The organism is Erwinia aphidicola (assembly GCF_024169515.1).
Classification (GTDB): domain Bacteria; phylum Pseudomonadota; class Gammaproteobacteria; order Enterobacterales; family Enterobacteriaceae; genus Erwinia; species Erwinia aphidicola.
Window position 1 is genome coordinate 705,637 of sequence record NZ_JAMKCQ010000001.1, and the last position, 18,888, is coordinate 724,524.

Annotated in this window: 21 protein-coding genes; 4 read left to right on the plus strand and 17 right to left on the minus strand. The window is 57.4% G+C overall.

Annotated elements, in window-relative coordinates; all coding sequences use genetic code 11:
- Positions 1-130: 130 nt before the first annotated feature.
- From J2Y91_RS03205 to cysG, 13 genes are all read right to left on the minus strand, one after another.
- Positions 131-757: a protein-L-isoaspartate(D-aspartate) O-methyltransferase gene (locus J2Y91_RS03205; protein WP_133622890.1), complete on the minus strand. Its 627-nt coding sequence runs from the start codon at positions 755-757 to the stop codon at positions 131-133.
- Positions 751-1,512 (minus strand): 5'/3'-nucleotidase SurE, encoded by a 762-nt coding sequence (gene surE, locus J2Y91_RS03210; RefSeq protein ID WP_133622889.1) that lies wholly within the window; start codon positions 1,510-1,512, stop codon positions 751-753. The genes J2Y91_RS03205 and surE overlap by 7 nt, the downstream gene beginning before the upstream one ends.
- Positions 1,513-1,771: 259 nt before the next feature.
- Positions 1,772-2,119, minus strand: a complete 348-nt coding sequence (locus tag J2Y91_RS03215) for an immunity 8 family protein (protein ID WP_133622888.1) — start codon at positions 2,117-2,119, stop codon at positions 1,772-1,774.
- Between the two features lie 9 nt (positions 2,120-2,128).
- Positions 2,129-2,539 carry a filamentous hemagglutinin gene (locus J2Y91_RS03220; protein WP_253537250.1) on the minus strand — a complete coding sequence of 137 codons (411 nt, stop codon included), beginning with the start codon at positions 2,537-2,539 and terminating at the stop codon, positions 2,129-2,131.
- Between the two features lie 261 nt (positions 2,540-2,800).
- Positions 2,801-3,850 (minus strand): tRNA pseudouridine(13) synthase TruD, encoded by a 1,050-nt coding sequence (gene truD / locus J2Y91_RS03225; protein ID WP_133622887.1) that lies wholly within the window; start codon positions 3,848-3,850, stop codon positions 2,801-2,803.
- Between the two features lie 2 nt (positions 3,851-3,852).
- Positions 3,853-4,326, minus strand: a complete 474-nt coding sequence (gene ispF, locus J2Y91_RS03230; protein ID WP_133625018.1) for a 2-C-methyl-D-erythritol 2,4-cyclodiphosphate synthase — start codon at positions 4,324-4,326, stop codon at positions 3,853-3,855.
- 12 nt (positions 4,327-4,338) lie between these two features.
- Positions 4,339-5,046, minus strand: coding sequence for a 2-C-methyl-D-erythritol 4-phosphate cytidylyltransferase (ispD, locus tag J2Y91_RS03235; protein WP_133622886.1), 708 nt, complete (start codon positions 5,044-5,046; stop codon positions 4,339-4,341).
- Between the two features lie 8 nt (positions 5,047-5,054).
- Entirely contained in the window at positions 5,055-5,369 is a 315-nt protein-coding gene (gene ftsB, locus J2Y91_RS03240; protein WP_048917122.1) for a cell division protein FtsB, read from the minus strand.
- A gap of 192 nt (positions 5,370-5,561) precedes the next feature.
- Entirely contained in the window at positions 5,562-5,882 is a 321-nt protein-coding gene (locus J2Y91_RS03245; protein ID WP_048917123.1) for a DUF3561 family protein, read from the minus strand.
- An 88-nt stretch (positions 5,883-5,970) separates the two neighbouring features.
- Complete coding sequence (gene cysC / locus J2Y91_RS03250; protein ID WP_133622885.1) at positions 5,971-6,576, minus strand: adenylyl-sulfate kinase; 606 nt, start codon at positions 6,574-6,576, stop codon at positions 5,971-5,973.
- Between the two features lies 1 nt (position 6,577).
- A complete protein-coding gene (gene cysN / locus J2Y91_RS03255; protein WP_133622884.1) occupies positions 6,578-8,008 on the minus strand; it encodes a sulfate adenylyltransferase subunit CysN in 1,431 nt (476 codons plus the stop codon).
- A gap of 9 nt (positions 8,009-8,017) precedes the next feature.
- Positions 8,018-8,926, minus strand: a complete 909-nt coding sequence (gene cysD / locus J2Y91_RS03260; protein WP_048917126.1) for a sulfate adenylyltransferase subunit CysD — start codon at positions 8,924-8,926, stop codon at positions 8,018-8,020.
- Positions 8,927-8,935: 9 nt separating this feature from the next.
- A complete protein-coding gene (cysG, locus tag J2Y91_RS03265) occupies positions 8,936-10,351 on the minus strand; it encodes a siroheme synthase CysG (protein ID WP_133622883.1) in 1,416 nt (471 codons plus the stop codon).
- Positions 10,352-10,605: 254 nt separating this feature from the next.
- On the opposite strand from cysG, the gene J2Y91_RS03270 reads away from it, so the two are divergent.
- Positions 10,606-11,592 (plus strand): aminopeptidase, encoded by a 987-nt coding sequence (locus J2Y91_RS03270; protein WP_133622882.1) that lies wholly within the window; start codon positions 10,606-10,608, stop codon positions 11,590-11,592.
- A 15-nt stretch (positions 11,593-11,607) separates the two neighbouring features.
- Complete coding sequence (locus tag J2Y91_RS03275; protein ID WP_253537253.1) at positions 11,608-11,892, plus strand: YciI family protein; 285 nt, start codon at positions 11,608-11,610, stop codon at positions 11,890-11,892.
- A gap of 126 nt (positions 11,893-12,018) precedes the next feature.
- On the opposite strand, the gene J2Y91_RS03280 is transcribed toward J2Y91_RS03275, so the two are convergent.
- From J2Y91_RS03280 to cysJ, 3 genes are read right to left on the minus strand one after another with little or no spacing between them, the layout of a single operon-like run.
- On the minus strand, positions 12,019-12,750 hold the full coding sequence (locus tag J2Y91_RS03280) for a phosphoadenylyl-sulfate reductase (protein ID WP_048917130.1): 732 nt from the start codon (positions 12,748-12,750) through the stop codon (positions 12,019-12,021).
- Positions 12,751-12,762: 12 nt separating this feature from the next.
- Positions 12,763-14,478: an assimilatory sulfite reductase (NADPH) hemoprotein subunit gene (cysI, locus tag J2Y91_RS03285; protein ID WP_253537255.1), complete on the minus strand. Its 1,716-nt coding sequence runs from the start codon at positions 14,476-14,478 to the stop codon at positions 12,763-12,765.
- Positions 14,478-16,280 (minus strand): NADPH-dependent assimilatory sulfite reductase flavoprotein subunit, encoded by a 1,803-nt coding sequence (cysJ, locus tag J2Y91_RS03290; protein ID WP_253537258.1) that lies wholly within the window; start codon positions 16,278-16,280, stop codon positions 14,478-14,480. Before cysJ ends, cysI begins: the two co-directional genes overlap by 1 nt.
- Before the next feature lie 286 nt (positions 16,281-16,566).
- On the opposite strand from cysJ, the gene queD reads away from it, so the two are divergent.
- Positions 16,567-16,926, plus strand: a complete 360-nt coding sequence (queD, locus tag J2Y91_RS03295; protein WP_048917133.1) for a 6-carboxytetrahydropterin synthase QueD — start codon at positions 16,567-16,569, stop codon at positions 16,924-16,926.
- 51 nt (positions 16,927-16,977) lie between these two features.
- Here the strand turns inward: queD and J2Y91_RS03300 are convergent, their stop codons facing one another.
- Entirely contained in the window at positions 16,978-17,874 is an 897-nt protein-coding gene (locus tag J2Y91_RS03300) for a LysR family transcriptional regulator (protein ID WP_133622878.1), read from the minus strand.
- 99 nt (positions 17,875-17,973) lie between these two features.
- On the opposite strand from J2Y91_RS03300, the gene J2Y91_RS03305 reads away from it, so the two are divergent.
- Positions 17,974-18,846 carry an MBL fold metallo-hydrolase gene (locus J2Y91_RS03305; RefSeq protein ID WP_133622877.1) on the plus strand — a complete coding sequence of 291 codons (873 nt, stop codon included), beginning with the start codon at positions 17,974-17,976 and terminating at the stop codon, positions 18,844-18,846.
- Positions 18,847-18,888 lie beyond the last annotated feature (42 nt).

Genomic DNA, 18,888 nt, shown 5'->3' on the forward strand with positions numbered 1-18,888 from the left:
CTTTAACTTCAGAGACGCAACATAGCTGACGGCAGCAAGGCCCGCATGCGCAAATTTAATCAGATACTAACAATATCAATGATGGCGTGCCACGGAACAGTTGTATAGAAATGTCCTGGTTTAATCTGACTCAGGCCAGATCGCCTTTTACCAGCGGCACAAAGCGCACCGCTTCAACATTCTCAATCAGGAACTCATCGCCCTTACGGCGAATACGCTGCAGCACCTGCTGCTCTTCCCCTACCGGCAGCACCATGATGCCGCCCTCGTCGAGCTGTGACATCAGCTCCATAGGGATCTCCGGCGGCGCGGCGGTGACGATAATCGCATCGAACGGGCCGCGCGATGGCCAACCCAGCCAGCCATCGCCGTGGCGGGTAGAGACATTATGCAGATCGAGCTGCTTAAGGCGGCGCTTGGCCTGCCACTGCAAACCTTTAATGCGCTCAACCGAGCAGACATGCTCCACCAGATGCGCCAGAATCGCCGTCTGATACCCCGAGCCGGTACCGATTTCCAGCACGCGGGATGCCGGCGTCAGTTCAAGCAGCGCGGTCATTCTCGCCACCGTATAGGGCTGGGAAATCGTCTGCCCGGAACCAATCGGCAGCGCGGTATTTTCCCAGGCTTTATGTTCGAAAGCCTCATCGACGAAACGCTCGCGCGGCACCTCTTCAATCGCCTTTAGCAACCGTTCGTCATCGATGCCCTGCAGGCGCAGTTGCGCCAGCAACGTCTCTATACGACCACTCACCATTGGCGGCTGACCTCAACGTTTTCCAGCCAGGAGGAGACCACTTCCTGCGCGGCATGCGCGGTGAGGTCAACGTGCAGCGCGGTCACGGAAACATAGCCTTCATCGACGGCGGCGAAATCGGTTCCCTGGCCGGCATCCAGTTTTTCACCCGGCGGGCCAATCCAGTACATCGTATTGCCGCGCGGGTCCTGCTGGGGGATCGCCCGATCGCTGGGATGGCGGCTGCCGCAGCGCGTGACGCGGATGCCTTTAATTTGATCCAACGGCAGGTCGGGCACGTTGATATTGAGGATGCGCCCGGTGCGCAGCGGCTCACGCTGTAGCGCTTTGAGGATCGAACAGGTTACCGCCGCCGCGGTGTCATAGTGCTGATGCCCGTCCAGCGACACGGCCAGCGCAGGCAGCCCGAGGTGGCGCCCTTCCATCGCGGCAGCGACCGTCCCGGAGTAAATCACGTCATCACCCAGATTAGGGCCAGCGTTGATGCCTGAAACGACGATGTCCGGCTTCGGCTGCATCAGGGTATTCACCCCGAGATAGACACAGTCCGTCGGCGTGCCCATCTGCACGGCAATATCGCCATTCGGATAGTTAAAGGTCCGCAGCGGCGTCTCCAGCGTCAGCGAATTGGAGGCACCGCTACGATTACGATCGGGTGCGACCACCTGCACCTCGGCAAATTCACGCAGGGCGCTCGCCAGTGTCTGGATGCCTGGCGCATGGATACCGTCATCATTACTCAGCAATATGCGCATTTAACACCTAATTTGTTGATTTTTATTCCTTATCGGCGGTGAAGCATCGTTAACAACATGATATCGAAGTATCATGAACGATCAATCCACGAAGTCGCCGGTGGGTCAGTTGATGCATTTTAGCTGGATGATTCAGCTTGTGGTAGGTGTAAGTTTCTGGTTTCAGTTGGGACAGGGGGCGGATAAGGGGTGAATCAGCTCGCCGCGCTGTAGGCGCTTCCTGCAGTGATATCCCGCCAGATAAAGGCGGGATATATCATTAAGGCTGATAGTCTTCATATTCCCAGGCAAAAAACCTTGATAGTTTTTGCGCTATCTCCATCCAGTCTTCGCCTTCGCACCGATCAATATGATCCGTAATGGTCTTTGTGATCTCATCCAGATCATATGTGCGCACCAGAAGCGTATGTCGCATCAGTTCCGGCAGCCACTGATGCTTGCAGAGCCATTCGGGGGTACAAACAAAAAGGTCAAATTTATCCGCCCCACTACTACTTTCCGTTCCAATACGAAGCAGCAAGCGAAGAGAAAATACATTCTCATCTTCTGGATAAAACTCATTCAGAAGATAATCATCGTTCGAAATACTCTTTAAAATAGCTTTCACGTTTATTACCTAATTTATATCCATATGGCCATTGCCAATCTTAGTTTTATCTCCTGTGGCAGGATCTATTTTGAAAGTCTCAAAGTTGGCCTGAGTACCCGTTATAGCATGCGAACTGTTATCTTTAGATGCTGGAAAACGGTATACACGAGTTCCATCTGCACTCATTAAACCTTTTCCGTCACCTGTTAATCTTGCTCCATCCCCAGCCCATATTTTACCTAACCGATCCGCTTCAGCCACAGAGCCAGAACCAACCCCATAGTTCACTTTTCCATTATCGCCTTTAACAACTGCGCCTAGCCTCGGATCCTGCTTCGCAATATGACTCATAATCTCCTGCGACAGCGCGGGCAGGTTTGCCGATGCGGCATTGGCTAATAGCAGGCACATCACCGCTGCGGCTGAAAAGTATTTCATCCCTGAAATCATCCTTTATCCATTTATTGATGCGTGACGCTTAATTCCTGACGAAAATGAGACTACATCAACTGAAGATTAAATATAGGATTAAAAACAGACACCGCATTTTATGCCAGGATAAAATCATTCAGTAAAATAACAAACACCAGTGCTTACCTGATATTTAATTGGCTGAATTTAGTTATTAGATTCGTTATTAACAGCAGAAAAAAACAGAAGGGAAATATTGGGTTACCGCAGAAGCGGTAACCCGGCAGATTATTCGTCGGCGTCGTCGTGGGCGCTTTGCGTCTGCAGCAGTTCGCGCACCACGCTGGTGGCAAAACTGCCTGCCGGTAGCCAGAAATTCATCTCCAGCGTCACATCATCCTGCCACTCCCAGCGCAAATCACGCGGGATAACCAGCATTGCGCGGCGCGCCGCATCAACGCGCTCACGTTCCATCAGCGCGATGAGCGCCGCTTCACTCGCCAGGCTGTTCTGCTCAAAGGCCAGCGCATCCTCACGCGTGCCCCATTCGCCCGATCCCGGCAGCGGTGCAGTAACGCGCAGCTCGTTGTTATCCACGCGCTGCTGCAGGCTCTCCAGCTCTGCGGCTTCCGCCACGAACCAGCTACCGCGCCCGGTCAGCTGCAGCGCATCACCCGCTAACACTTTGCCCAGCGAGCCCTGCTGCGCCAGGCGGTCGCTGACCACCTGATTAAACATCGCACTGCGCGCTGCCGACAGAATAAAGCTGCGCTTATTACGCTCGCGCACTTTGATCTCATCCGCCGCCCAGCGTTGGGCCATCGTCAGGTTATTGCCTTCATGACCAAACCGCTGGCTGCCAAAGTAGTTTGGTACGCCGCCCGCAGCGATCTGTTGCAGGCGCTGCTCCACCGCAGCGCGGTCGGAGATCTGGCGCAGGATCAGCGTAAACGCATTGCCCTGCAGCGCACCGGTACGCAGCTTGCGGCGATGGCGGGCGCTTTCCAGCACCTGCACGCCGCTCAGTTCAAAGGTGCTGAGATCGGGCGTGACCTTGCCCGGAATACGCAGGCAGAACCACTGCTCGGTGACCGCATGGCGATCTTTCATTCCGGCAAAGCTGACGTCACGCGGGTGGATCCCGGCAAACTTTGCCAGCGCTTCCGCCACGAAACGGGTGTTGCAGCCGGTTTTACGAATGCGCACCAGCAGCTGTTCACCATCACCATCCGGCGCGTAGCCAAGGTCTTCAATCACCACGAAATCTTCGGCGTTGGCTTTCAGCACGCCGCTGGCGGTGGGTTGGCCGTACAGCCAGCCCTGAGTGGTTAAATCCATGGTTATGCCTTTATCAACAGCGCAACGGCTTCGCAGGCGATGCCCTCGCCGCGCCCGGTGAAGCCGAGCTTTTCCGTGGTCGTCGCCTTGACGTTGACCTCATCCATATGGATCCCGAGATCTTCAGCGATATTGATGCGCATCTGCGGCGAGTGCGGCAGCATTTTCGGCGCCTGAGCAATAATCGTCACGTCGACGTTACCCACGCGGTAGCCTTTTTTGGCGATCTGACGCATCGCTTCGCGCAGCAGCTCGCGGCTGTCGGCGCCTTTATAGGCGTCATCGGTGTCCGGGAACAGTTTGCCGATGTCGCCGAGTGCAGCGGCGCCCAGCAGCGCATCCGTCAGCGCGTGCAGCGCCACGTCGCCGTCGGAGTGCGCCAGTAAACCTTTTTCATAAGGGATACGCACGCCGCCAATAATCAGCGGGCCTTCGCCGCCAAAGGCATGTACATCAAAACCGTGTCCGATACGCATCACGCGCACTCCTTAATCTTTGTGTATTTGGGTGAGGTAAAATTGCGCCAGCGCGAGGTCTTCCGGGCGCGTTACCTTCAGGTTATCACTGCGGCCGCTGACCAGTTCGGGACGGTAGCCACAGTACTCCAGCGCCGAGGCTTCATCGGTAATGGTGGCGCCTTCCTCAATCGCTTTCAGCAGGCAGTCGCGCAGCAGGGTGAGCGGGAACAGCTGCGGCGTCAGTGCGTGCCACAGCGCCTCACGATCGACGGTGTGATCGATATCCGCGCGGCCGTGGCTGGCGCGCTTCATGGTATCACGCACCGGCGCGGCCAGAATGCCGCCAACCTGGCTGGTCGCGGTTAGCGCCAGCAGGCGGGTTAAGTCGGTGAGGTGCAGACAGGGGCGCGCTGCGTCGTGCACCAACACCCAATCCGCGCCATCAGCCGCCTGAAGCCCGGCCAGTACCGAATCCGCGCGCTGGCCACCGCCGATCACGCTAGTGATGCGGGGATCCCGCGCAGCCGGCAGCTGAGAAAAATGGCTGTCCAGCGGACTCAGGGCAACGATGACGCGCTTTACCGCCGGGTGCGCCAGTAGCGCATCCAGGCTGTGCTCGAGCAGGGTTTTTCCATCAATGGTGAGATACTGTTTCGGGCATTCTGACAGCATACGGCTGCCGATGCCTGCCGCAGGAACCACGGCAATCACATCCGGGAAGGAGACGACATTAGTCATGAGTATCGTTACTGGTTAGCGGTTCGACCTTGCTGCGCGTTTCTTCTGTTTTGATCCGGCACAAGGCGATAGAAAGTCTCGCCGGGTTTAATCATCCCCAGCTCATTGCGTGCGCGTTCCTCGATCGCTTCCGAACCGCCGTTAAGATCGTCGATTTCGGCAAACAGCTGATCGTTGCGCGCTTTTAGCTTCGCGTTATTCGCCTGTTGCACCGCAACATCCTCATTAACGCGCGTATAGTCATGAATGCCGTTCTTGCCCAGCCAGAGCGAATATTGCAACCAGCCAAGTAGTACAAGTAACAGCAGCGTAAGTTTTCCCATCCCCGCCCCCTGAAAAACGGCTCAATCATCCCATAACTTTTGGTACGACTCCACACTACAGGTGAAATAGAACCACTTTCTCAGAATACGGCATAAAAACGCGTTAAAAAGCACCAGAAATAACCCGGCAGCCGCAGGACGACGGCAAAATTTTGTAACGCAGCGATGCGTTTGTTCATCAACGAGGAGAGGTTACCAGCCGCTGAGCAGCGTGAACAGCAGCCAGAACAGGCAAATCACCAGCAGTGCGGTGATCAGCATCGTCCATAGCAGCTGACCGCGCAGCAGCACGCTGGTGGCAATGCCGACCAGCACCGAGACCGGAAGTAACGCCAGGAAGAAGGGCCAGGTGTAGAGGAAGAAGAACAGCGTGTTGGAACCATACAGCAGGAAAGGTATCGCCAGCGCGACCCACCAGGAAACAAAGCCCACGACACCGCCGGGAAAAGACCATGAGGGCTCTTCGCGTTCGCGTTCGTCTTTTCGTGCCAGCATGGGGGTAACGTTTTGCATAAATATCCCGTTGAAGCTGGGCGGCTTCGGCCTGTTGCGCTGTCGCCGCCCGATCACCGCCCCCGCAGGGGCGTTGGCCATAGCCATCTCAGGATTTGATGATATCTCGCTGACGCAGCAGATCTAACAACTGAGCGGTTAATTGTGTTACCAATTGTTCGCCATCAAGATGAATATCCGCAGGCTCTGGCGCTTCATACACCGCGTCAATTCCGGTGAAGTTACGCAGCTCTCCGGCACGGGCTTTTTTGTATAACCCCTTTGGATCGCGCGTTTCACAGATCGCCAGCGGCGTGTCGACGAACACCTCGATAAAACGCCCTTCCCCCAGCATTTGGCGCACCATCTGCCGCTCGGCGCGGTGCGGAGAGATAAACGCCGTCAGCACGACCAGTCCGGCATCCACCATCAGCTTTGCCACTTCACCGACGCGGCGGATATTCTCTTTGCGGTCATCATCGCTGAAGCCGAGGTCACGGCATAAACCGTGGCGTACGTTATCGCCGTCCAGCAGATAGGTGCTGACGCCAATCCGGTGCAGCGCCTGCTCCAGCGCCCCGGCCACGGTGGATTTACCGGAGCCTGACAGCCCGGTAAACCACAGCACCGCGCCCTGATGACCGTGCTGCGACTCGCGCTCCTCCCGGCTTACCGGATGGGCGTGCCACACCACATTCTCATCATGCTGCGCCATATTACTTACCGCCCAGCAGGTCGCGGGCATTCCAGTGCGGGAAGTGGCGGCGCACCAGCGCGTTCAGCTCCAGCTCAAAGGCGCTGAAATCGCCGCTGTGCTGCTGCATCTCCTCTGCCAGCGGCTGGCGGATCATGCCCGCGCCCACGGTGACGTTGCTCAGGCGATCGATAAAGATCATCCCGCCGGTTACCGGGTTCTGCTGATAAGCGTCGAGCACCATTGGCTCATCGAAAATGACATCGACCAGGCCAATGCCGTTCAGCGGCAGCTGTTGAGCAACGTGCTGCGTCAGGTTATTGATCTCCACCTGATGCTGAATATTTTCGATGCGCACGCGGGTCTTCTTGCCGGCGATTTTGACGTCAAAGCTCTGACCCGGTGTCAGCGGCTGTTCCGCCATCCACACCACGTCAACCGCTGCGCCGCGTACCGGCTTAAGATCGGCATCGGCCGCCACCAGCAGATCGCCACGGCTGATATCGATCTCGTCCTTCAGCACCAGGGTAATCGCCTGGCCAGCGGCTGCCTGCTCCAGATCGCCATCAAAGGTGACGATGCGCGCAATGGAAGACTCCACGCCGGACGGCAGCACTTTCACCCGCTGCCCTGGCTGCACCACGCCGGAAGCCAGCGTCCCGGCATAGCCGCGGAAGTCGAGGTTCGGGCGGTTGACGTACTGCACCGGGAAACGCATAGGCTGCTGTTCTACCACGCGCTGCACCTCAACGGTTTCCAGCACGTCCAGCAGCGTCGGGCCGCTGTACCAGTTCATCTGCGCACTGGCTGACGCCACGTTTTCGCCTTCCAGCGCCGACAGCGGAACAAAGCGGATATCAAGATTGGCCGGCAGCTGCGCCGCGAAATCAAGGTAGTCCTGTTTGATCTGCTCAAACGTCTCCTGGCTGTAGTTCACCAGGTCCATTTTGTTGACCGCCACCACCAGGTGTTTGATACCCAGCAGCGTCGAGATAAAGCTGTGGCGGCGCGTCTGATCCAGCACGCCTTTGCGCGCATCGATCAGCAGGATCGCTAGGTCGCAGGTTGAGGCACCCGTCGCCATGTTGCGCGTGTACTGCTCGTGCCCTGGGGTGTCGGCAATGATAAATTTGCGCTTCTCAGTGGAGAAGTAGCGGTACGCCACGTCGATGGTGATGCCCTGCTCGCGCTCGGCCTGCAGGCCATCCACCAGCAGCGCAAGGTCAAGTTTCTCCCCCTGGGTGCCGTGACGCTTACTGTCGTTATGCAGCGTGGAGAGCTGGTCTTCATAAATCTGGCGCGTGTCGTGCAGCAGGCGGCCAATCAGCGTGCTCTTGCCGTCGTCGACGCTGCCGCAGGTGAGGAATCGCAGCAGGCTTTTGTGCTGCTGTGCGTGCAGCCAGGCTTCCACCCCGCCCTGATCGGCAATCTGTTGTGCAATGATAGTGTTCATGACGGCTCCTTAGAAATAACCCTGACGTTTCTTCAGCTCCATGGAGCCTGCCTGATCGCGGTCAATCATGCGCCCCTGGCGCTCGCTGGTGGTGGAGACCAGCATCTCTTCAATGATCGAAGGCAGCGTTTGCGCTTCTGACTCCACCGCTCCGGTCAGCGGCCAGCAGCCAAGGGTACGGAAACGCACCATGCGCTGCTCGATCACTTCACCCGGCTGCAGGTCAATGCGATCGTCATCGATCATCATCAGCATACCGTCACGCTCCAGCACCGGGCGCTCGGCGGCCAGATAGAGCGGAACAATTTCAATGTTTTCCAGGAAGATGTACTGCCAGATATCCAGCTCGGTCCAGTTAGAGAGCGGGAACACGCGAATGCTTTCGCCTTTATTAATCTGGCCGTTGTAGTTGTGCCACAGCTCAGGACGCTGATTTTTTGGGTCCCAGCGGTGGAAGCGGTCGCGGAAGGAGTAAATACGCTCTTTGGCGCGTGACTTCTCTTCATCACGCCGTGCGCCGCCGAAGGCCGCATCAAAGCCGTACTTATCCAGCGCCTGCTTCAGCCCTTCGGTTTTCATGATGTCGGTATGCTTCGCGCTGCCGTGGACAAACGGGTTAATCCCCATCGCCACCCCTTCCGGGTTACGGTGCACCAGCAGCTCGGCGCCTATGTTTTTCACCATGCGGTCGCGGAACTCGTACATCTCGCGGAATTTCCAGCCGGTATCAACGTGCAGCAGGGGGAACGGCAGCGTACCCGGGTAGAAGGCTTTACGCGCCAGATGCAGCATCACCGATGAGTCTTTTCCGATGGAGTACATCATCACCGGGTTGCCGAACTCTGCCGCCACTTCGCGAATAATATGGATACTCTCCGCTTCCAGTTGACGCAGATGAGTGAGTCGTTTTTGATCCATAACTTTTCCTCAAGCCAAATTCACAACGGGGGACTCGCGTCCATCCTGCTGCGCTGAATGTTGAAACCACGCCAGCTGCTGATGCAGATTGACCACTTCGCCAATCACTATCAGCGCCGGAGTTGGGGCGTTGCGTGCCAGTTCTTCAAGCTGTTGTAAGGTGCCGGTCAGAACCTGCTGGTCCTGACGGGTGCCGCGGCTGATTACCGCCGCCGGCGTGTGCGGGTCGCGACCGTGAGCGATCAGCTGGCTGGAAATCTCACCGGCTTTCATTGTTCCCATATACACCGCCAGCGTCTGACTGGCGCGCGCCAGTGATGGCCAGTCCATATCCTCACCGTCTGCACGGCAGTGGCCGGTAATAAACAGGGCGCTCTGCGCGTAATCGCGGTGCGTCAGCGGGATCCCGGCATAAGCGGTGGCGCCCGCTGCGGCGGTGACGCCCGGTACCACCTGGAAGGGAATGCCCGCCGCCATTGCGGCCTGCAGCTCTTCGCCGCCGCGACCAAAGATAAACGGGTCACCGCCTTTGAGGCGAACCACGCGTTTACCCTGGCGAGCCAGCTCTACCAGCAGGCGATTGGTCTCTTCCTGCGATACGCTGTGCGCATTAGCACGTTTGCCCACGCAGATGCGATCGGCATCGCGGCGCACCAGGTCAAGCACCTCATCGCTGACCAGATGGTCATACAGCACCACGTCCGCCAGCTGCATCACCTGCAAGCCGCGCAGCGTCAGCAGACCGCTGTCGCCCGGGCCTGCACCCACGAGGATTATCTCGCCCTGGGACGCTTCCGGGTCCGTGAGCTGCTGGTCAAGGGTGCGCTTTGCCCCCTCGACGTTGCCGGAAGCCACCTGGTTGGCAAACAGGCCGTTAAACGCCTTTTCCCAGAAGCGGCGGCGATCCGACATCATGTTAAAACGTGCTTTGACCTTGTTGCGCCACTGCCCGGCGATTTCTGCCATCTGGCCGAGGTTGGCGGGCAGCAGAGATTCCAGCTTCTCGCGCAGCAGGCGTGCCAGCACGGGCGCCGTGCCGCTGGAGGAGATCGCCACCACCAGCGGGGAGCGGTCAACAATAGAAGGGAAAATAAATGAACACTTCGGCTGGTCATCCACCACGTTCGCCAGCAGATGGCGCTCGGTGGCATCGATGAAAACCTGGCCGTTCAAATCGCCGTCGTCGGTTGCGGCAATCACCAGGAATACCCGGTCGAGCTGCGCGGCCTGATACTCTGTCGCCAGCCATTCGATACTGCCGCTGGACTCCAGTGCCGTCAGCTCTTCACACAGCTGTTGTGAGACCACCTGCACGTGTGCTCCGGCGCGGCGCAATAGCTCAATCTTGCGCGCAGCAACATCGCCGCCGCCTACCACCAGCACCGGCTTATGCCTGATATCAGCAAATAAAGGGAGATAATCCACGTGAACCCTGTCTTAAACACGTTAAGTTAAAGGGACTATACGTCCCGGCCAGCAAGCTTATGAAATTACTAATTGGAATGAGTAGTTACTGAATGGAATAACGTCCTGGTAAAGCAGCGAACAAAATGTGCTTAACGGATGATATTTGGGGGCTTTCAGAGAGATTGAAATTGTGTAACCCGCTTCACAATTTCATACTAGCCCGGCAAATATTTTCGCACATTACGTCACAGGATGACGATTAAGGATCGCAAATGTTCACTCTACTGCGTCTTGGAGCGCTGGCAGCGCTGCTCGGCTGCGGCCTCAGTTTGCCAGCTCATGCAGCCAGCCTTAAGAGCGGCAGCATGGCAGAACAGCAGTTACGTCATATCGCCACCTATTTTCCCGGCCGCATGGCGGGCAGCCCGGCAGAGATGCTCACCGCCGACTATTTGCAGCATCAGTTCAGCCAGCTGGGTTACCACAGCGACCAGCGCCGTTTTAATACCCGCTATCAGTATCAATATCAGGACGGGCATCAGGCGTGGCGTAATGTGAATGCCACCTCGGTGATTGCCGCGCGCGAAGGCAAAGTGCCGCAGCAGATTGTGATTATCGCCCACAGCGACAGCTGGATGCCGCACAGCGACAAAGAGATGCAGCAAAATCTCGGGGGACTGAGCGATCAGGGCGTTGATGATAATGCCTCAGGCCTCGGCGTGATGCTGGAACTGGCCGCACGGCTTGCCAGCACGCCGCTGCACTACAGCCTGCGTTTCGTGGCGCTCAGCGGTGAAGAGATTGGCCAGCAGGGCAGCGAAGATTACCTGTCGCGCATGACGCCGGAAGAGAAACATAACACCCTGCTGGTGATTAACCTCGACAGCCTGATTATCGGTAATCAGCTGGCGTTCACCAGCGGCAGCAAAACCCCAAAAGCGGTGATCATGCAGACGCGCGACCGGGCAATAGCGCTGGCCCACCGCCACGGTATCAGCGCCATCAAACTCAACGCCGCGCAGGAGCAGGGGCCGTTCGATCGCGCAGGCTTCCCGCTGCTGCTGGTGAAGGCCAGCGATGGGGTCAACGGAAAGGCGCCACGGGCAGTCGCTGAGAAATTCCCCACCCTGCTGCGCCATCAGGCACAGCGTGATAATTTAACCTATATTGACCGCTGGCTGCCGGGCCGCATCACGCGCCGCACGCACGACAGCGTCACCGTGCTGCTGCCGCTGATCCGCGAACTTGCTAATCCTTAAACTCTGGAGTTGCCGATGTATATCGTATTTCTGACCTACACCCGCCCAATCGAAGAAGTTGAAGCGCTGTTAGAGCCGCACATTGACTGGCTCAATCGTTACTTCACCGCCGGGGCCTTTATCAGCGCTGGACGTAAAGATCCGCGCACCGGTGGCATGATCATGGTAAGGGAAATGGATCGGAAACAGCTGGATGTGATTCTGGCAGAAGACCCCTTCCAGCAGGTCGCCAGCTATGACGTCACCAAAGTGAATATTACCCGCTCCGCGAAGAAGTTTGCCGAGCTGACGGGGATTTGATTTACGCTGGCTGGATCAGCGGGTCGGGCGTGCCCGACCCCTGCAAAAAACCGAGTGCTCAGAATATCCCGACGGGGAGCACGCGTCAGTGCGCATGCGTGAGGCATGCCTCACCCGGCCGGCATATTACTCGTGCAGCCCACACTCGCGCTTCAGGCCGAAGAAACGGGTCTCTTCTTCTGCCATACCTGGCTCCCACTTGCGCGTGGTGTGGGTGTCGCCCACCGACAGGTAGCCCTGCTCCCACAGCGGGTGATAACCCAGGCCGTGCTGCTGCAGATACTGATAAACCTGGCGGTTATCCCAGTCGATAATCGGCAGCAGCTTAAATACCCCTTTTTTGATCGCCAGCACCGGCAGATGCGCACGGCTGCCGGACTGATCGCGGCGCAGGCCAGCAAACCACGTCTGCGCTTTCAGCGTTTCCAGCGCGCGGTTCATCGGCTCGACCTTGTTGATCTGGTTGTAGCGTTCGATGCCCTCAACGCCCTGCTCCCACAGCTTACCGTAGCGCGCTTCCTGCCATGCCGGGCTGTGCTCAGCACGGAACACCTGCAGGTTAAGATCCAGCTTCTCAGTCAGCTGGTCAATAAACTGGTAGGTCTCCGGAAACAGATAACCGGTATCGGTAAGGATAACCGGAATGCCGGGTTTCTGTTTGTTAACCAGGTGCAGGCTGACCGCCGCCTGAATACCAAAGCTGGAGGTCAGCACCGCTTCGCCCGGCAGATTCTCCAGGCCCCAGATCACCCGATCCTCGGCGGAGAGTTTGTCCAGCTGGTTGTTAATTTTGGCGAGCGCCATCACGCGCTCAACCTTCGGTAACTCGTTCAGTGCAGAGAGATCGAGAACTGCCATATCACGCCTCCATCATTCCCAAAAATCACGGGCCGGATCGAGTACCGGCTTAACCACACCGGCACGGATGGTGAAGTCACCAAAGCCTTCATCGGCTTCACGCTCCTGCGACCAGCGGCCAATCAGTTCATCAAGGGTAGCCAGGATCTGCTCTTCGTTGATGTTTTCGCGATACATCCGCGGAATACGCGTCCCGATGCGGTTACCGCCAAGGTGCAGGTTATAGCGGCCCGGCGCCTTGCCTACCAGCCCGATCTCGGCCAGCAGCGCACGGCCACAGCCGTTCGGGCAACCGGTGACGCGCAGCACAATGTGCTCATCGCCGACGCCGTGCTGAGTCAGGATCCCCTCAACGCGGGTGACAAACTCTGGCAGGAAACGTTCGGCTTCGGCCATCGCCAGCGGGCAGGTCGGAAACGCGACGCAGGCCATCGAGTTTTCACGCTGGTGGCTGACGTTCTCCATCAGGCTATGCGATACCGCCAGCTGTTCAATTTTCTCTTTCTCCGACTCCGGCACGCCCGCGACAATCAGGTTCTGGTTAGCGGTTAAGCGGAAGTCGCCCTGATGGATCTTGGCGATCTCCGCCAGGCCGGTTTTCAGCGGCCGGCCAGGATAGTCAAGAATACGGCCGTTTTCGATAAACAGGGTCAGGTGCCATTTGTTATCGATGCCCTTCACCCAGCCGAAGCGGTCGCCACGCGTGGTAAACGCATAAGGACGGGTCGGCTCAAAGGTGATACCGGCACGGCGTTCAACTTCCGCTTTAAACACCTCAGGACCGACGCGCTCCAGAGTGTATTTGGTCTTGGCGTTTTTACGATCGGTGCGGTTGCCCCAGTCGCGCTGGGTGGTCACCACGGCAGCCGCCACATCGAGGATCTTCTCAACCGGCAGATAGCCGAACTCGGTTGCGGTGCGGGCGTAAGTTGCTTTGTTACCGTGATCGATAGATAAGCCCCCGCCCACCAGCAGGTTGAAGCCGATCAGCTTGCCGTTTTCAGCAATGGCAATAAAGTTCATGTCGTTGGCGTGCAGATCGACGTCGTTATGCGGCGGCACCACCACGGTGGTTTTGAACTTACGCGGCAGATAGGTTTCGCCGAGGATCGGCTCCACGTCGGTGGTCGCGACCTTCTCCTGATCCAGCCAGATCTCAGCGTAAGCACGGGTCTGCGGCAGCAGATGCTCGGAGAGCTTCTTCGCCCACTCGTAGGCTTCCTGATGCAGCTCAGACTCAATCGGGTTTGAGCTGCACAGCACGTTACGGTTCACGTCGTTGGCGGTCGCCAGGGCGTCGAGGCCCACTTCATGCAGCATCTGGTGCGCCGGTTTCACGTTGCCTTTCAGGATGCCGTGGAACTGGAAAGTCTGACGGTTGGTCAGACGGATGCTGCCATAAATGGTGTTGTCGGCGGCGAATTTATCAATCGCCAGCCACTGGCTTGGCGTCATAATGCCGCCCGGCAGACGGCAGCGCAGCATCATGGCATGACGTGCGTCCAGCTTCTGCTCGGCGCGCTCGGCGCGGATATCGCGGTCATCCTGCTGGTACATACCGTGAAAACGGATCAGCAGGAAGTTATCGCCATTGAAGCCACCGGTCAGACCATCATTCAGGTCTTCTGCGATGCCGCCGCGCAGATAGTTGCTCTCTTTTTTCAGACGCTCGGCGTCAACCAGCTTGCCTTCGACAACCAGCGGTCCTGGATATTTTTCATCGCTCATTAGTACACATCTCGCTGATAACGGCGCTCAATGCGCAGCTCACTCAAAAATTCATCGGCCGATTCGATGTCCATTGCACCAAATTCAGCTACCACTTCCAGTAATGCCTGTTCTACATCTTTCGCCATGCGGTTAGCATCGCCACAGACGTAAATATGCGCGCCCTCTTCAATCCAGCGCCACACTTCCGCCCCTTTGGCGCGGATCTTGTCCTGAACGTAAACTTTATGCTGCTGGTCACGCGACCAGGCTAAATCGATGTGGGTCAGCAGGCCATCTTTGACGTAGCGCTGCCACTCAACCTGGTAGAGGAAGTCTTCAGTAAAGTGCGGATTGCCGAAGAACAGCCAGTTTTTACCGCTGGCGCCATCGTTGTCGCGCTGCTGCATAAAGGCGCGGAACGGGGCGATACCGGTGCCAGGACCAATCATAATCACCGGGGTTTCCGGATTGGAGGGCAGGCGGAAATTGTCGTTATGCTCGATAAACACGCGGATTTCAGCGTCTTCTTCAAGGCGGTCAGCAAGATAGCTGGATGCCCCACCCGCACGGGCACGCCCTTCAATCTCATAGCGCACCGCGCCCACGGTGATATGCACTTCGCTCTCGCTTTCTGCCTGGGAAGAGGCAATCGAGTAGAGGCGCGGCGTCAGCGGACGCAGCAGGCCGGTCAGCTGTTCGGCATTAAGTTCGGTCGGGGCGAAACGCACCATATCGACAATCGGCGTGTTCTGCGCGAAGTGCTGCAGTCTGGATTTATCGCCGGCCGTTTCCAGCAGCGCTTCATGACGGGAAAGTTTGGCATACTCCGCAACAATCTGCGGGGTATTCACCGTCAGTTCATAATGTTTTTGCAGCGCTTCAGCAAGCGTCAGGGTGCTGCCATCAACGGTAACGCTCTCGTCACCTTTCAGCCACAGCAGCTCCAGCAGTTCCTGCACCAGCGCGGCATCGTTCTCAAACCAGACGCCAAGCGCATCGCCCGGCTGGTAGCGCAGGCCGGAATCGCCAAGGTCGATTTCAATGTGGCGCACGTCCTTATCGGAGTCGCGGCCGGTAATTTTCTGGTTCACCGCCAGGCTGGCGGTCAGCGGCGCTTCTTTACTGTACGGGCTGCTGTGAATTTCATTCACGCTGCCCGCCGCGGCTGCCGCTGACTGGGTGGCGCTGGCATCCGGCACGCGTGCCTTGAGGATCTCAACGATCTGTTTGCGCCAGGCTTCCGCCTGCGCCGCGTACTCCACGTCGGCATCCACGCGTTCTAACAGGCGCTCACCGCCCAGCTCAGCCAGCTTGCCGTCGAAATCCTTCCCGGCCTGGCTGAAGAACTCATATGAGGTATCGCCAAGGCCGAACACCGCAAAGGCGCTGCCGTCCATTTTTGGCGCTTTTTTCGACATCAGGAATTTATGCAGCGCCACCGCCTCTTCCGGCGGTTCGCCTTCCCCCTGAGTGGAGGTCACTACCACCAGCAGTTTTTCCTGGCCAATCTGCTTGAACTTATAGTCGCCGGCATTCACCAGGTTTACGTTGAGTTTGGCGGCCAGCAGGTCATCGCGCAGCTGTTCAGAGAGCCGGCGGGCATTGCCGGTCTGAGAAGCGGAAAGAATAGTGATGGTGGGTGCTTCAACCACAGCAGGCGCCGCCGCAACAGCACTACCCGGCGCCTGGTTAACCATGCCCCAGAAATAACCGGAAAGCCACGCCAGTTGGGTCGCTGAATAATCACCGGTGGCTGCCTGCAAGCGGGCGAGCTGGTCCGGGTTTAACGGAAGCAAGTTATTGGGAGCCTGAGTCGTCATTGCGTTGAAAATTCCACAGTCGAAGTTCTATAGCAACAGGGTAAGGGCAAGCATAATAACCCTTAAATAAGGGTTGGAAATAATTAATAACCAAAATGACTAAACGGTTTTTCGGGTAAGCGTTAGCAGCAAAACAGATTAATCATCGTGTTATTTTTCAACGAGTTGGAAGCGTCACCATTTGATAACACTTTCACTTACTGCCAATAGCTGTGAAACGGGTGCGAAAAAAGCTGTTTTCCGGTATCCTGCGGCGGTTTTTAAGACAAAGACTGAGACTGCAATTATGGCGACCACGCTATTTAAAGATTTTCAATTTGAAGCCGCGCACCACCTGCCAAACGTGCCAGCCGGGCACAAATGCGGCCGCCTGCACGGGCATTCGTTTATGGTCCGGCTGGAAATTACAGGCGAAGTGGACGCGCATACCGGTTGGGTGATGGATTTCTCAGAGATCAAAGCGGCCTTTAAGCCGGTCTACGATCGTCTGGATCACTACAATCTTAACGATATTCCGGGCCTTGAGAACCCGACCAGCGAAGTACTGGCTGCCTGGATCTGGCAGCAGATGAAACCGGTGCTGCCGCTGCTTAGTGCGGTGATGGTGAAAGAAACCTGCACGGCTGGCTGCGTGTATCGCGGTTAAATGGTGGGCGAGGCATGCCTCGCCCCTGGGATCCCTCGTTGTCATCTTCTGCTATCTCTGCACCTGTTCCCCACGAAACCACTCTGCCAGAAAATCCAGCAGCGCCCGCAGCCGCGGTGGCTGATGCTGGCGTGAGGTATAAATCGCATACAGCCCCAGCTCCTCTAACTGATACTGCGGCAGCAGCGCGACCAGCTGACCGCTGGCGAGCAAGGGAGTTACGCTGTAGGTGGGCTGCATGGAGATCCCCACGCCTGCCAGCGTCGCTGACAGCAGCATCACCGAGTCATTGGCACTCACATTACCACTGACGGCCACCGCCTGCTTTTCCCTCCCCTGGCTGAAATGCCACAGGCTCTTGCCGAAGTGCGAATAGCACAGGCAGTTGTGCTGCGCCAGCTGCGCCGGAAGCTGCGGAGTTCCCGCCTGCTCCAGATAAGCGGGTGACGCGCAAATCACCGAGCGGCAGGTATCCAGCCGGCGCGCGATCGCATTCGGGTCAAGCTGCGCCGTAATGCGAATCGCCAAATCGATACGCTCCTCGATCAGATTGACCCGCTCATTGCTGATGTGCAGATCGATATGCACCTGCGGGTGCCGCTGCTGGAACACCTCGATCGCCCTCATCAATACGCTCTGCCCGAGTGACAGCGAGCAGGAGATCCGCAGGCGGCCCGACAGCGCCTGGCCCTGCGGCGGGGGGCTGTGCTCTATCTCCTGCGCCAGCGCGATAATCTGCTCACAGCGAACCAGCGCATGTTCTCCGGCCGGGGTCAGACTCAGCCGGCGCGTGCTGCGGTGGAGCAGGCGCGCCCCTGACCAGCTTTCCATCTGGGTAAGATAGCGGGTGACCATCGCTCGCGACATATCAAGGGTGAGCGCCGCGGCGGACAGGCTGCCGCGTTGAACAATGGTAATAAAGACGTGGGCTGCAGTGAGGCGATCCATGATTTGTCCGTTTTATGCAACAATCTGTTGCCTGATAGTCGGTTTATCTGCTGATTTATGCAACTTAAACTGGTTCTTTTCAGGCTTAAGGTGCCCATTATGAAAGCTCGTCTTACTCTGTTGCTGGCTATTGCTGCCAGCGCTCCACTTTATGCGGCTGAATCACTGAAGCTGGAAGTTTATAACCCTGGCGAATCGAGTATCTTTGCGGTCTCCAGCGAAATTATCTCCGGCCCGCGTGAAGTGGTGCTGATTGACGCCCAGTTTCAGCGCAATGATGCCGAAGCACTGGTAAAACACATCAAAGCAACCGGCAAGCAGTTGACTACGGTGTTTATCAGCCAGTCCGATCCGGACTACTACTTCGGCCTTGAAACCATCCATAACGCTTTCCCGCAGGCAAAAATCCTCGCCACTGCCGCCACGGTCGATCTGATAAAACAGACTAAAGATGGCAAGCTGGCATTCTGGGGGCCGAAGATGGCGGAGAATGCCCCGCGGTCGCTGATTGTCCCGCAGGTACTGGAGGGTCACACGCTCAAGGTTGACGGCGAGGTGATTGAAGTGAAAGGGATCGATGGCCCGCAGCCGCAGAATAGCTGGCTGTGGATCCCAACGCTAAAAACCGCGCTGGGGGGCGTGCTGGTTTCAGGCAACAATATTCACGTCTGGCTGGCGGATGCGCAGACGCCCGAAGAGCGTGCCGTCTGGCAGCAGAAGCTGGAGGATATCAAAGCCCTGCGACCGCTGCGGGTGATCCCGGGCCATTTCCTGCCCGGCGCGGCAGAAACGATAACCTCGGTAAACTTTACTCAGCGCTATCTGCAGGCTGCGGAAAAGAACCTCGCCAACAGCAAGGACTCCCACGCCTTTATTGCCGCGATGAACGCGCAATATCCGCAGCTGAAGGATAGATCCAGCCTGGAATTAAGCGCTAAGGTACTGAAAGGCGAAATGAAGTGGCCGATGTAGGCCGCTGATAGCGGGCCGATCGTCTTAACGATCGGCCCGAAA

Bases quoted from the DNA above. Each gene is read 5' to 3' on its own strand.
- J2Y91_RS03205 (WP_133622890.1), bottom strand. From the start codon at position 757: ATGGTGAGTGGTCGTATAGAGACGTTGCTGGCGCAACTGCGCCTGCAG.
- surE (WP_133622889.1), bottom strand. From the start codon at position 1,512: ATGCGCATATTGCTGAGTAATGATGACGGTATCCATGCGCCAGGCATC.
- J2Y91_RS03220 (WP_253537250.1), bottom strand. From the start codon at position 2,539: ATGAAATACTTTTCAGCCGCAGCGGTGATGTGCCTGCTATTAGCCAAT.
- truD (WP_133622887.1), bottom strand. From the start codon at position 3,850: ATGGATTTAACCACTCAGGGCTGGCTGTACGGCCAACCCACCGCCAGC.
- ispF (WP_133625018.1), bottom strand. From the start codon at position 4,326: ATGCGTATCGGACACGGTTTTGATGTACATGCCTTTGGCGGCGAAGGC.
- ispD (WP_133622886.1), bottom strand. From the start codon at position 5,046: ATGACTAATGTCGTCTCCTTCCCGGATGTGATTGCCGTGGTTCCTGCG.
- ftsB (WP_048917122.1), bottom strand. From the start codon at position 5,369: ATGGGAAAACTTACGCTGCTGTTACTTGTACTACTTGGCTGGTTGCAA.
- J2Y91_RS03245 (WP_048917123.1), bottom strand. From the start codon at position 5,882: ATGCAAAACGTTACCCCCATGCTGGCACGAAAAGACGAACGCGAACGC.
- cysC (WP_133622885.1), bottom strand. From the start codon at position 6,576: ATGGCGCAGCATGATGAGAATGTGGTGTGGCACGCCCATCCGGTAAGC.
- cysN (WP_133622884.1), bottom strand. From the start codon at position 8,008: ATGAACACTATCATTGCACAACAGATTGCCGATCAGGGCGGGGTGGAA.
- cysD (WP_048917126.1), bottom strand. From the start codon at position 8,926: ATGGATCAAAAACGACTCACTCATCTGCGTCAACTGGAAGCGGAGAGT.
- J2Y91_RS03270 (WP_133622882.1), top strand. From the start codon at position 10,606: ATGTTCACTCTACTGCGTCTTGGAGCGCTGGCAGCGCTGCTCGGCTGC.
- J2Y91_RS03275 (WP_253537253.1), top strand. From the start codon at position 11,608: ATGTATATCGTATTTCTGACCTACACCCGCCCAATCGAAGAAGTTGAA.
- J2Y91_RS03280 (WP_048917130.1), bottom strand. From the start codon at position 12,750: ATGGCAGTTCTCGATCTCTCTGCACTGAACGAGTTACCGAAGGTTGAG.
- cysI (WP_253537255.1), bottom strand. From the start codon at position 14,478: ATGAGCGATGAAAAATATCCAGGACCGCTGGTTGTCGAAGGCAAGCTG.
- cysJ (WP_253537258.1), bottom strand. From the start codon at position 16,280: ATGACGACTCAGGCTCCCAATAACTTGCTTCCGTTAAACCCGGACCAG.
- queD (WP_048917133.1), top strand. From the start codon at position 16,567: ATGGCGACCACGCTATTTAAAGATTTTCAATTTGAAGCCGCGCACCAC.
- J2Y91_RS03300 (WP_133622878.1), bottom strand. From the start codon at position 17,874: ATGGATCGCCTCACTGCAGCCCACGTCTTTATTACCATTGTTCAACGC.
- J2Y91_RS03305 (WP_133622877.1), top strand. From the start codon at position 17,974: ATGAAAGCTCGTCTTACTCTGTTGCTGGCTATTGCTGCCAGCGCTCCA.